This window comes from Corallococcus carmarthensis (assembly GCF_003611695.1).
In the GTDB taxonomy this organism is placed as follows: Bacteria; Myxococcota; Myxococcia; order Myxococcales; family Myxococcaceae; genus Corallococcus; species Corallococcus carmarthensis.
The window spans coordinates 1-12,299 of record NZ_RAWE01000015.1 but is presented as its reverse complement, the minus strand read 5'-3'; the positions used below and the strand labels follow the sequence as shown (position 1 = coordinate 12,299).

Annotated in this window: 13 protein-coding genes and 1 pseudogene; all 14 read right to left on the bottom strand. The window is 71.5% G+C overall.

What is annotated here, in order from left to right; all coding sequences use genetic code 11:
• Positions 1–4 precede the first annotated feature (4 nt).
• Positions 5–763, bottom strand: coding sequence for a hypothetical protein (locus D7X32_RS06790; RefSeq protein WP_120601685.1), 759 nt, complete (start codon positions 761–763; stop codon positions 5–7).
• A gap of 13 nt (positions 764–776) precedes the next feature.
• Entirely contained in the window at positions 777–2,474 is a 1,698-nt protein-coding gene (locus tag D7X32_RS06785) for a hypothetical protein (RefSeq protein WP_147450048.1), read from the bottom strand.
• 4 nt (positions 2,475–2,478) lie between these two features.
• On the bottom strand, positions 2,479–2,688 hold the full coding sequence (locus D7X32_RS06780; protein ID WP_120601683.1) for a hypothetical protein: 210 nt from the start codon (positions 2,686–2,688) through the stop codon (positions 2,479–2,481).
• A 32-nt stretch (positions 2,689–2,720) separates the two neighbouring features.
• Complete coding sequence (locus tag D7X32_RS06775) at positions 2,721–4,376, bottom strand: tail fiber domain-containing protein (RefSeq protein ID WP_120601682.1); 1,656 nt, start codon at positions 4,374–4,376, stop codon at positions 2,721–2,723.
• Entirely contained in the window at positions 4,373–5,776 is a 1,404-nt protein-coding gene (locus D7X32_RS06770; RefSeq protein WP_120601681.1) for a hypothetical protein, read from the bottom strand. The genes D7X32_RS06775 and D7X32_RS06770 overlap by 4 nt, the downstream gene beginning before the upstream one ends.
• Complete coding sequence (locus tag D7X32_RS06765) at positions 5,773–7,293, bottom strand: hypothetical protein (RefSeq protein ID WP_120601680.1); 1,521 nt, start codon at positions 7,291–7,293, stop codon at positions 5,773–5,775. The genes D7X32_RS06770 and D7X32_RS06765 overlap by 4 nt, the downstream gene beginning before the upstream one ends.
• The gene (locus D7X32_RS06760) at positions 7,290–7,772 is read right to left on the bottom strand and encodes a hypothetical protein (protein ID WP_120601679.1); all 483 of its coding nucleotides are present in this window, start codon (positions 7,770–7,772) and stop codon (positions 7,290–7,292) included. Before D7X32_RS06760 ends, D7X32_RS06765 begins: the two co-directional genes overlap by 4 nt.
• 37 nt (positions 7,773–7,809) lie before the next feature.
• On the bottom strand, positions 7,810–8,226 hold the full coding sequence (locus D7X32_RS06755) for a DUF2634 domain-containing protein (protein WP_120601678.1): 417 nt from the start codon (positions 8,224–8,226) through the stop codon (positions 7,810–7,812).
• Positions 8,223–8,873, bottom strand: coding sequence for a hypothetical protein (locus D7X32_RS06750; protein ID WP_120601677.1), 651 nt, complete (start codon positions 8,871–8,873; stop codon positions 8,223–8,225). Before D7X32_RS06750 ends, D7X32_RS06755 begins: the two co-directional genes overlap by 4 nt.
• Before the next feature lie 3 nt (positions 8,874–8,876).
• Positions 8,877–9,512 (bottom strand): phage baseplate assembly protein V, encoded by a 636-nt coding sequence (locus D7X32_RS06745; protein ID WP_120601676.1) that lies wholly within the window; start codon positions 9,510–9,512, stop codon positions 8,877–8,879.
• Positions 9,509–10,051, bottom strand: coding sequence for a hypothetical protein (locus D7X32_RS06740; protein WP_120601675.1), 543 nt, complete (start codon positions 10,049–10,051; stop codon positions 9,509–9,511). Before D7X32_RS06740 ends, D7X32_RS06745 begins: the two co-directional genes overlap by 4 nt.
• Positions 10,048–10,932: a hypothetical protein gene (locus D7X32_RS06735; RefSeq protein ID WP_120601674.1), complete on the bottom strand. Its 885-nt coding sequence runs from the start codon at positions 10,930–10,932 to the stop codon at positions 10,048–10,050. Before D7X32_RS06735 ends, D7X32_RS06740 begins: the two co-directional genes overlap by 4 nt.
• A gap of 1 nt (position 10,933) precedes the next feature.
• Positions 10,934–11,968, bottom strand: a complete 1,035-nt coding sequence (locus D7X32_RS06730) for a hypothetical protein (protein WP_216617876.1) — start codon at positions 11,966–11,968, stop codon at positions 10,934–10,936.
• A gap of 4 nt (positions 11,969–11,972) precedes the next feature.
• Positions 11,973–12,299, bottom strand: a pseudogene (locus D7X32_RS45350) (hypothetical protein); the annotation flags it as partial.

The window sequence follows — 12,299 nt, the reverse complement described above, 5'->3', positions numbered from 1 at the left end:
CGGGCTAGACCTTCCGGACCTCGCGGATGATGCCGGTGGGCTCCGGCGCTCCCACCGCGATGAGCTGCTCGAGCTCTCCGCGAATGAGGAACTCGGCCTGGGCGCGGAAGAAGCGCTTCTCCTGGAGCAGCTCGGCTCCTCGCGTCAGCCCGACGAGCACGACGCTGGGCCTCAACAACCGGATCCGGACCCCAGAGTCCTCCGAGGCGGCGTTGTCCAGGTTTCCCATCCCCGTGGCGGCGATCAAGACCGGGGTCAGCGCGCTCGACAGCAACCTGTCCGCCGCCCCGGGTTCCTGGCTCCAGGCCCGGAGGACGAGCGGGATGTCGCAGGACGCGCGCTCCAGGAACCCGGACGCCTGGGCTCCTCGCAGACGCGCCACCACGGCGACGTCCGCCTGCGCGGGCGGACGGTAGAAACGCACGGTGCGCCCCTCCACCGCGTACTCGTCGCCTCGCCGCAGCGGATAGCCGGGAGGGGATTCGACCTCCACCACCTGTCCCACGACATCGTCCGGCAGCACGAAGTCCAACTGCGTCCCGTTCGCCTTCCAGCGGTGCACCCCGAACAGGAACGCGGGCTCGCGGCGGACCGTCAGGTCCTCGGACCCGGGGAGCGCCAGCTTCAGGCCCGACGCGATGACTTCGACGAGCTGCGCGACCTCGGGCGTGGGCCCCAGTGACGGCCCCGTGGACACGGTCACGCCGTCCGGCAGCGAGGACAGGAGCGCGTCATGGAAGAAGGTTTCGACGGAGACCAGCATGGCGGACCGAACCTCACGACGGCTGGAAGAGCGGATACGTGTCGCTTCGGGGACTCGCCACGCGAAGCTCGCGGAGCGTGAGCTCCGCCGCGACCCGCGAACGCACGACGACCTCGAGCATGGGCGCGGGGGCCCCCGTCGCCGGGAGCCCGGGGGGCAGGAACTCCGCGAGCTCCCGCTCGGTCAGCCGGACCCGGCCCTGGGCATCGAGCTTCACGGGAAGCTGCCTCGCTCCCCAGCGCAGCGACACTTCTGGCGGCGCTGGCGGCTCCGCTGACGAGGCGGAGAGCCGTGGCCGGCAATAGGCCCACGGTCCACCGCCCGGGCCTTCCAGGGACGGCACCACGCGCTCCAGCCAGGGCCCCGTGTCCTCGGCCCGGTAGAGCGCGGCACGTGGCGCCAGGCCCGCCTCCCCCGTCACGGCCGCCGCGTCCCCAAGACTCCAGAGCACGCTCCCCTGGGCGACGGTGAGCACCACCCACCAGTTGCGCCTCGCGTCGAGCCCGAGGGGCTTGGGAAACTCGAAGGACACCCAGCGCGCGTCCCACGGCGCGGGGCCCTGTTCCTCCAGGGAGAAGTCCACGCCGGGCGCCAGCGGCACCGTGCCCGGCCGGCCATACTCATCCGGGAAGAGCGTCACCGTGCCCCGGACGGAGCGGGTGAGGGGACGCAGGTGGAGCTCCAGCCCTGCCAGCTCCCCGCCGGGCTCTGGCGCGGAGAAGGCCTGCGCCGCCGCGTACCCCTCGCCGCACCGGTGGGCCTGCGCGGGACGCTCGGGCGGTGGAAACGAGAGCGGCACCCGTTCGCTCCGGGGTTGGTACCTCGCGAGGAACCGGACCTCCCGCAGGGGCCGGTCCGGTGGCACTTCGACGCGGCCCACGCCTGCCTCGTCCGGAAAGAGCGTCAGCGTGAGCGCGTCTCCTCCGGGACTCCACACCTGGGTGATGAGGGCGGTGTCCAGCGTGAGGACGAGCGCTCGGAGCCGCGATGGCGCGGGGGCCTTGAGGCCGAACGCGACAGGACCTCCCTTCAGGTTGGGGGGCCACGCGCGCTGGAGCGCCGCCCGCAGGTCGTCCCGCAGCGTCAGCTCCTGGAGGGGCTGCAAGGGCATCCCCTGGCGGAAGAAGGGCGGCTCCAGTTCGACGGAGGCCGTCAGGTCCGGAGGCCTCGCCGCGGCCTTCACCACGAGGGAGGACACCGTGGTGGCGACCGTCTTCTGGTTGGCGACCGGGGGAAGGGGATTGGCGGGCGGCGTGAAGAACTCCACCATCAGGCTGCTCGCCATGATGCCCGGCAGCGCCTGCGCCGTGGTGTCCCTGTCGCCGAGCGGAACGGTGAGGCCGGGCGTGGGCGGATACCACGGGCCGCCATCGGCGATGCTGAGCCGCCCCTCCACGGCGGTCTCGACGGTCTTCACCTGCAGGAACATCAGGGGGCGGCGGGCGCCCCAGTCCACGCTGAACCACTGCAGGGACTTGTTCGTGGGCACCGGCCCCGGCCCCAGGCTGGACGCGACGGTGGCTCCCAGCAGGGCATCCACCATCACGTCGTCCCCCGGCGCCTGCACGGTGAGCGAGGCGCGCAGCAGCTCCACGTTGGCGGGCACGTCGAGCGCCACCGTGAGCCCCGCGGCATCCACCGGCGCCGTGGGCCCCGCGGGCACCGCCTTCCCGCCATGTCTCAACGTGGCTCCGACGCGCGGGCTGGCCATGGCTTCAGCGCGCCGCCTTCTGGAGGTCCGTCACGTTGTCCGCCGCCGGCTGCTCCGGCGTCAGCACCTCGCGGAGGACCTGCATCGCCCCCTCGATGCGCAGCAGCGTGGTGGTGAGCTGGCTCCGCTTCGCCTCCAGCTCCGCGAGCATCTTCTGGCCGGCCTCGTATTCGGATTGGAGCGAGGCCAGCCGCTGTTCGATGGCGTCTTTCATGGATGGGTTTCCTTGGGGAGTCAGGAGCGTGTTCAGGGAGCGCCGCGCGTGGAGAGCGCCTGGATGCGCGCCTCGAGGTCCTTCAAGGTCTCATCGTAGCGGGCCTTCAGCTCCTGGATCGCCGCGATGGCCAGGACGCCCAGGCTGGAATAGGTGATGCCCTTGAGGGTCCGGGGCTCCGGAGCCTGCGCGAGGTGCACCGTGCCCACGAGTTCCGGGAAGAGCTTCTCCATGTCCTGCGCCACGAACCCGATGTCCCGGGTGCCGGTGTTCTTCCAGTCGAAGCTCAAGGGCTTGAGCTGAAGGACCTTGTCCAGGGTGCCCTCAAGGCCGGCGAGGTTCTCCTTCAAGGCGGCGTCCGAGTTGCGGTTCCACGCGCCGTCACTCGTCATGTAATGCCCGCTGCCGTTCTGGTGGTAGAAGACGACCACTCCGTTGTTGTTCTCGTAGTGGATCTGGAAGAACCGGCCGGTGGTCCCGTCCTCGAGCCGGATGCCGTACCCCGGGTAGCGCTGCCGGATGTTCAGCGCCGTCTGGGGCGTGGGCGTCCCGATGCCGACGTTGCCGTTGTAGACGGTGAGCCGCTCGTCGCCCATCTGCCAGAGGCCCAGCGAGTCATCCGCGTCGTTGTCGATGCCGATGCGCAGCTTGGTTGTCTCTCCGCCGGTGACGAAGTAACGGATGAAGGCCTGGTCCCCGGAGCCGCCGCCCGGGTCGGAGGGGAACTGGATGCCCGAACCCGCCGAGTTGCCCGCCGAGGGGACGATGTTTCCCTGCACCGTGAGGCTCTTGAGCGTCACCACGCCGGCCTGGTTGATGACCAGCGGCGAGGACAGCTCTCCTCGCGCGTCGGAGAGCTGGCGGATCGCGAAGCAGCCATCGCCGCCGCGCACGGCCAGGTTCCACCTGCGCAGGTTCGCGGCGGGGAACGTGCCGTAGAAGTCGAGCTCCGCCCAGCCTCCCGAGCCGCCCGCCTCGATGCGGGCCAGGGCATTGCCTGTCGAAGCGACGTGGAGCGAGCACTGGGGGGCCGTCGTCCCGAGGCCGACGTTGCCTCCCGCGCTGATGTGGAGCCGGGCCGTCCCCCAGCCCTTCCCGTATTCGGCGTCGCCGCCGTCCTCCGTGATCTGGAACCCGGTGGCGGAGGCGCCTGTCTCGCCTCGCACCTGCCAGCTCTTCTCGCGGCTGCGCAGCAGGATGGAGGAGCCATGCGTGCCGCCCGTGTTGCGCACCACCAGCCCGATGCCCCACGCGGTGTTCCCGGTCGCCCGCACCTCCATGGGCGCGTGTTCGTCACCCCGGGTGGCGTTGAGGGTGAACTGCTTGTTGGGCGTCGTCGTTCCAAATCCCACGTCGCCCGTCACCGACAGCGGGCCGGAGAGCGTGCCTCCCGTGACGGGGAACTTCTCACTGACCAGGCCGGTGAGCCGGTCCGCCACGTTGAGGCCCTTCACCGTCAGCACCGTCGACACGTCGACCTGCTTCGCGGTGAGGCCAGCGGAGACCGCCACCTGCTTCACCGTCAGCGTGGTCTCCGGGTCGATTCCGTTGCCTCCCAGCCGCTTGCCGTCCGTGCCCCCCAGGTGGGTGTGCGTGCGGATCTCTTCGATGAGGCGCACCTGGAGGGTGTTCCAGTGCTCGGAGAGGATGGGGTCTCCGGGGTTGGCCTTGATGTAGGGGTCGGTCACTTGTCGAACCTCGAGGAGTCGAAGCGGGTGGTGTCGAAGATGCCGGACCAGGAGAGCCGGTCCTGGGGCTCCGGGAGCTGCTCCTGGAACTCGAGCGCGGGCCCGAAGGACGTCAGCGCGTCGGAGAGCCGCGAGTCCTCGACGCTGGAGGGCTCCGCGAAGGTGGTGGTGAGCGCCACGTTCGCCGGGCCGTCCTGCACGGCGAACGCCTCGCCCGGCAGCTTCAGCATGAACTCGATGCGCGCGCGGACGCCCGAGGCCCGGCCGTGGTTCAGCGCCGCCGTCAGCTCGCGGACCAGGCCGGGCAGGCCCTCGGCCTGGGGCGGGACGTAGTCCACCGGGATGCGGAGGGCGAACGTCGCGGGGGTGACCTCGGTCCAGCGGAAGAGGATGTCGGCGGGCGGCGACTGCCGGGGCTCGAGCGCCAGCTCCAGGGCCTTGCGCCGGGCCGGCTCCAGCGCGGGGTTTCGCCCGCCAGGCAGGTAGTTCTCCAGGTCCTTCTTGCTCAGCGTGCCGTGGCTCCAGTGGTTCTCCCCCAGGGCCAGCTCCGGCAGTCCCTGGTCCTGGTCGAACACGGAGAAGCGCGCCGCGTCCGTGTCGAAGCGCAGCGGCTGGGGGCTGTCGTCGAAGCGCGCGGGATGCGCGAGGAGCACCGGCTCGGGCGCCGGGTTGCCGTCAATCAGGGGGACGCGCTGGTGGCGCAGGGTGAGCGTCTTGCCGCGGGGCACGCTCCCCAGGAAGAGCACGTCCAGGCCGGACTCGTGGTGGTGCAGGATGGGGATGCGGAGGTCCGCGTCCGGGGGCGCGGTCAGCGAGACCTCCGGGAGGGCCGGGTCCAGGCCCTGGTTGAGGGTGAGCAGCCGCTGGTCCGCGGGCATGCCCTGGAAGCGCGCCATCGCCGGGGTCGGCGGGTTGTCGTGAAGCTCGACGGTGAGGTTCCTGCGGCCCGGGACGCCCGCCGCGTCCGGCGGCTCCGGGACGATGAAGTGGCCCACGGCCGTGTCGCCGTCCCAGGTGAGGTCCGGGGGCTGTTCGGCCCGGTACACCAGCGACACCAGCCGGAGCAGGGCCGGGGCGGTGCTCAGCCCCGTGCGGTGCACCTCCACCAGCGCGGCGAGCCGCTGCCGGAAGTAGGTGTCCGCTTCGTCCGGGCCGGGCTGGAGCCCGTAGAGGGCGCCCAGGCGGCCCAGCTCGGAGGCGGCCTTCGCGGCGAGCGAGTCGTCCGCCCGGAAGCCCTCGGCGAGCGTGTACCAGCGCGAGCGCAGGAGGCGGGTGAGGCCGCCCTCCATCACGCCCAGCTCCTGGGCGAGGACGTCGAAGAGGCGGTGGATCCTCCCGCCGCTCTGGAGGAGCGGGGGCAGATACCCCACCATGCGGCGCGCGCGCTGGGACGGGTTCATCCGAGCCCCACCAGCTCCACGCCGCCGAGCGCGAGCTGCACGCCCAGGTTCACGGCCCGGGTGGACAGCGGGCCGGTCTTGTCCAGGGTGAGGGACAGCCCGCTGTCCGTGATGAGCGTCGCGGACAGCAGCTCCTCCGCGCCGGCCTCCTTGCGCAGCGCCGCGCGGAGCGAATCCCACGCCACCTGCGTCTGGGGCTGCTTCGTCGCCTGCGCATCCGTGGTGATGCGTGCCGAATACACCTCCACCGCGCCGCGCAGCGACTGGCGCACCTGTTCGGGCGTGCGCAGGTCCGACCCCGGGAGCGACACGACCAGCTCCAGCCGGTAGACGAGCGGCTGCGCGCGGGAGATGTCCGGCGGCGCCTTCACCAGGTCGATGGTGGGCTTCTCGTCGGGCTTGAACTTCCAGTCCGCGCCCAGCTCGCGGCGCGGCCCGTCCACGAGCGCCTTGCCCTGGGCGTCCCACACATAGGTGCGCACGGTGATGTCGCTGACGTGGCGCACGGCCGGGTTGGAGAAGAGGACGGCCTCCAACCTGCGCCGGCTCAGCAGCTCTCCGGCGGGCACGCCCTCGACGAAGAGGGCCAGGGCCTGCCGCAGCTCCCGGCGGAGCCGGTCGAACGCGGCCTCGTCCATGTCCGTGTCCACGGGCTCCACCTGGAAGGCGGGCCGCAGGTAGAGGGTGCGTGAATAGCCCAGCCGGACGCGGATGCCGGCGGCCTTGGCGTCGCGGATGGCCCGCTCCACCCGCTGCACGCCGTCCGGCTGGTGCTCGAAGTCCGGATCCCCCACCAGCACCTCGATGATGCCCGGAGGCGCGTCCGGGGGCTCGCGCACGGTGACCTGCTGGACGCCCTGCTGGCGCACGGCGGCGGCGATGGCTTCGAGCGTGCCCATCTCCCCGTCCCGCAGCGAGGTGCTCGCCCGGGCCCGCAGGGTGGCGTCGGTCTCGTCCTGGCCGGTGCGGCGGATGGGCGCGCGGTTGGTGACGGCCTCGATGCCCAGCACGGGGCGGGGCATCACGTTGAGCTTGCCGGGGTCGATGGTGGGGGGCGCGTCGCGGGACGCGTCCGAGTCGTCCTGCACCTGCTGCACGGGGGCGACGACGCGGGTCTCCCCCCGGCGCAGCACCACGTCCTCCATCGTCTCGAAGGAGGGCAGGGGCACGCTCTCCGAGAGCATGCCCGTCACCCGCCGGCCCGCCGGGATGCCGATGTCCTCCGGCGCGGGCGCGTTGCGGCTGAACTCCACCTCGCCGGTGAGCCGCCCCGCCCGGGCGCGCGAGATGCCCAGCACGGCCACGACGTTGTCCAGCGCCGCGCCCTCGGCCGTGTCGAGGTAGCCCGAGCGGTGCGCCAGTTCGAGCATCGCGTAGAAGGTGGCCATCTCCCGGCCGTAGGACTCCGCCAGCGTGCGGGCCATGCTGCCCGCGTTCTTGTCGATGTCCGGCCCCAGATTCCCGAGCAGCCGGTCGACGATGGCGCTGAACGACGTGTCGAGCGACGTGAGACTCAAAAGGAGATCTCCCAGCTCAGCGTCATGACCATGTTCGCCCCCCGGTTGACCGGCGGGAACTGCACGCGGTTGAAGAGGATCTTCTCCGTCCCCACGGTGATCTGGATGCCCGCCTCGGTCAGCGGCTGCACGGTGCCCGCGGGGGGCGCGGGGAGCGTGGCGGACACCGTGCCCTGGACGACCGTGGTGGTGCCGCGCGACACGACCGCCACGTCCGGGGCGCGGTCCTCCGCCTGTTCGGCGATGGGCGCCTTCAGCCCGGTGTCCGCCACGTCGGCGGGGGCGGTGCCGGTGCCCACCACGATGGCCCAGCTCGTGGGCAGCGCGTTTTTCCTCCCCAACAGCAGGTCCGCCAGCAGCTGCTTGCCGCGGGTGGTGATCAGGTTGTGGTGCCGGTAGCGCTCCACGAGCGCGCCGCTCCCGTCGCGAAGCTCGATGGTCAGCGTCCCCTTCACTCCCGGCTGTTCCCTGAGGTCCATGTGTTCTCCCGAAGTCCTGTCGTGTCGCGGTAGGGGCTCACCCGAGGTCGAGCGCCAGCCCGAGCTCCACCGCGTCCCCCGTGACGGCGAGGATGTGGGCCCGCACGTCCACCGCGCCGGGCAGGTCCGGCCGCGCGGTCACGGTCAGCTCCGTCACGTCCTCGACGCGGGGGTCTTCCTTGAGGGCCTGGCGCACGTAGCGGCGCAGGAGCTCCAGGTTCTGGCGGTCCAGCGGCTCGCCGATGAGCTCCGCCACCTTGCTGCCGTAGCGCGTGTGGCCCAGCGGCTCCAGGTGCCCCCGGTAGATCATCAGCCGCAGCGTGAGGGCCTGGATGAGGTTGTCCTTGCCGCTCACCGTCTTGGCGCCGCCCGCGTCGGTGGACCAGTCCAGGTCCACCTCGCCGGTGTCCTTGAAGGCGAGCCGGAGGTCCGTTTTCAGCGCGTCGGCCGTCACATCAACCTCCCAGGGGCCGCGGTGGCCCCGGGCGAGGACGCGATGCCCGGCGTGACCTTGAGCCGCGACATCATCTGCGTGAGCGCGTTGGAGAGCGTCTCCGCCATGGCGCCGGCCAGGTCCGGGATGTTCTCTCCGCGCAGGCCCTCCGCCTGGAGGAAGCCCAGGATGAGGGGTTGGAGCATCGGCTTCGCGGGCGCCGCCCCCACCAGCGAGCCGGGGGAGGACGTGGTGAAGCCCGCGATGGCCATCCCCGGCGCGACCTTCACCTGGAGGGTGAAGAGGGTGAGGGCCTGCGCGATGGATTGGGCGATGGCCTTCGCCAGCGCGGGCTTCTGCTCGCCGTTGAGCGTGTTGGAGGACAGCGCGCCCAGGGCCATGGGTTCGATTTGCGCGGCGCCCGGGCCCCCTGCTGGCGGCGGCAGCAGCGTGCCCGGCCCGGCGGTGCTCCCCGCGCCGGGCGGAGGCGGCGCGGCGGCCGGGATTCCCGGGGCCACCATGGCCATGGAGACGAAGAGGGTGAACGCCTGTCCGCAGACCTGTCCCAGGGCCTTGGCGAGGTCGGGCGCGTTCTCGCCCCGCAGGCCCGCCGACTGGAGGGCGCTCCTGGCGAGGTTCTCGATTTCGGAGGCGCTTAGTGCCGGCATGGGTCAGCCCTTGGCCTTCACCTTCTGCGAGCCCTTGAGCGGGGCTCCGGTGAAGTAGCACTTGTGGCTGCCCTCGGTGATGACGCCGGTGCCGCCCGTCCCCAGGTCGATGTTGCCGGACGCGTCCACCGTGCAGTCCTTGCACTCGAGCTTCACGTTGCCGTCGACCTGGATGCTCAGGTCCTTCTTGCCCACGATGGAGACGGTGTCGTCCTGCTTCACCGTCACCACCGTCTCGCCCGCGGTGATGACCACCGACTGGTCCTTGTCGATGGCGATGGAGGTCTTTCCGCCCGGAGGCGAGACGACGCGCCACTCGTCCTCGGCGTGTTCGGGCGGGTGGGTTTCGTCCGAATAGAGCCGGCCCACCACGAGGGGGCGCTGGGGGTCCCCGCCGACGTAGGAGATGAGGACCAGGTCGCCCACGCGCGGCGCGCTCACCATGCCCACGTGCGGGGTGGTGATGGGCACCCGGCGCAGCTCCAGCCCGCCCTCGCGCAGCTTCACGTTGCACTCGTGGTTGTGCGCGTCGCCTTCGGCGTGGGGGAAGGTGTCCGTCACCACGCCGATGTCGCCCAGGCGCAGCGAGGCGAGCTCGGCGCGGATGATGGCCCGCATCAGCGTCACCAGGTCGCTCATGACGTCGCTCCCGCCAGGGCCGGGGCCTTGCCCGCGGGCAGCCCCTTCTTCGTGGGCTTCGCCATGAGTTGCACCTCGTAGGCTTTCAGCGTGGCCGCGAAGTCCACGACGGACTGTCGCAACCGGGCCAGGGCTTCGGGGTCGAAGAGCCCCTTCAAGATGGCTTCAGCGCCCCGGCGGATCCGGTCCAGGACGTCGAACAGGGCGCGGGCCGCGACGGTCAGGGGGACGAGCGCATCCAGGCCGGCGTCCCGCATGTCCTGCTCCTGCGTCGTGGTGAGGCCCTGGACCTGCTCCAGCGTGGGGGCCAGCGCCTCCAGCATCTTCGGGATGGCCGCCACCTTCTCCAGTTTGGCGATCCATTCGACGAGCTGCTCCAGCACCGTGCCAATCGCCTTTAGGCCCTGGCTCACCGGTCCGCCGATGCCGAGCTGCTGGACCAGCTCCACCAGGGCCTCGAAGGTCTGGGTCTTGAACAGCTCGTCCAGCGCGTGGATGAGCCGGGAGATGCCGTCGACGACGTCGGCCGTGCTGCTCATCCCTTCACCCCCAGGTCCTGGAAGGGGGCCAGCGGATCCAGGTCCTGGATCCGCATGCCCAGCGCCTGGGCCTCGTCCACCACCTGCTTCAGCTTCGCGAGGAAGTCGCTCGCCCCGGCGATGCCCTTCACGATGCTGAGCGCCGCCCCCAGGTCGACGCCGGTCAGCGCCTCCAGCACGTTGATGCCCTCGGTGGCGAGCTTCTCGATGAAGGACCCCAGGTTGCCGCCATCCTGCAGGGTCTTGAGCAGGTCGCCGATGATCTGCGGGTTCACCTTGCCCAGCGCGCCGAGCAGCGACCCGAAGTTCTTCCCGCTCAGCTTCTCCTGGCCCTGGGTGATGACGGAGCCAAGCTCGTCCGCGCTCAGGTGCCCGAGCAGGTCGGGGTTCTTGTCCACGGCCGCCATCAGCGAGCCGGGATCCTGCAACACGCCGGCGGCATCCACGGCGCCTCCGGCCCACGCGGCGGCGTCGTTGGCCACCGCCTCGTTCACGGCGGCGACGCCCGCGTTGGCGGGCTCGGGCGGCTCCTGATGTTCGCGGACCTTCAGATGGAAGCTGAACCGGTGCTGGTGCCCGGCGAGCTGCTTCACCTGGAAGTCGGCGATGATGACCTCGGTGAGGTCGGTCCCGGCGATGGCGTCCGCGGCGAACGACAGTGGCCGCGCCTTCATCTGCGCCTCGCGCAGCTCCTCCAGGCTGGCCTGCGCGTCCTCGCCCAGGAGGATGCCTTCCATCACCACGGTGACGGGCTCGCGGCCCAGGTCCTGGAAGACGCTGCCGGACTGTCCCGGGACGCGCTGCTGCACGAGGTTGCGGGTGTCCTCGGTGTAGATGTTCGTCAGGCCGACGAGTTCGATCTTGCCAATGCGTACGGGCATCTCAGAACTCCATCCGGGTGACGAAGCCCGTCTTCATGCTCAGCACGTGCCGCACCGTGCGCACGCGCAGCACCTTGCCGGAGGCCAGCGCGTTCACCGGATGCGCGGTGGGGATGGCGTCGAGCTTCACCCGGTCGCCGGGCTTCACCTTCGGACTGCCCAGCACCTCCACGAAGCCCCGCAGGGGGCGGGAGGCCAGCAGCGTCATCCGCGCACGGGCCTGGGTGGCCGCGTCCTCGCCCGTCCTCATCGCTCCGTCCCGGACCTCCCGCATGAGCTTGCCCGCGCTGGCGGGCTTCACGGTGAACATGCCGTCCATGGATGCCTTGCCGCTCACCGGGGCCAGGTCCTTGGCGAGCCAGTGGGCCTTGTCGGAGCCCTGGGTGCTCGCCGCGCCTTCGCCCCAGACCTGGAGGCCGTCGACGGCCGTCGCGACCTGCTGGAGCCCGGTGCGCAGCACCTGCTCCGCGTAGGTGAAGGCGTGGTCCGCTCCGCCCGGCTTCGGTGCCGCGAAGTGCACCTTGCCATCGCCGTCCGTGTACACGTCGAAGCCGCACTGCTCCGCCAACCGCTGGAGGTGGTGGAGCGCGCGGGGCCCCCGGTGGAGCACATAGCTGGAGAACTTGGGGCCGTCCTCGATGGTGCCCGCGGTGGCCCCGGCCTTCTGCACCAGCTCCTTCGCGATGGCGCCGGCCGACATCTGCTCGTAGGCCCCGTCCAGGTCGAGCCGGGCGAGCTTCGTCAGCCCGTCCACGCCGACGACGAGGGTGGTGTCGGAGGAGGCGCGGGTCTCCTGCACCTCGCCGGTGAAGACGGTGGCGCCGCCGTTGCCGTCGTCGAGGGTGATGGTCGTCGCGTCCCCGGGCCTGGGCTGGGGCTGCGAGGTGCCCGTGGCGACCAGCTCCAGGTAGCAGTGGCCCCCGGCGCCATCCATGGTCAGCGCGCAGGAGATGGAGCGCACCTGGCCATTGCCCCGGTGGGGCTGGCTGGTGGCCTGGAAGGCGCCAATCCTCACGTCGTAGGCGATCCCCGCCATCGGCTCACACCTCCAGCCCGTGGCGGCGAGCGGTGTCGCGGAGGAGGTCGACGAGCGCCTCCTCCAGCGCGTGCCGGTCCAGCCCGGGGGACGCGCTGGACGGCTCCAGGTGGACGTTGACGTTGAACGTGTTGCGCGCGGCCTCGTTGGCGGGGAGCGCCGCACCCGGCGCCACGGCGGCGCGGGTGAGCTGCTGGGCCTGGGCCAGGACAGGCGCCATCCCGGCCGTGACCTGCTGCGTGAGGCCCGGGCTGAAGGAGCCTTCGGGGGGCGTGGGGAGCGGAGGGGCCGGAGGCCCGGCATCCGGGAGGAACGTGAGCCGGCGCGAGGG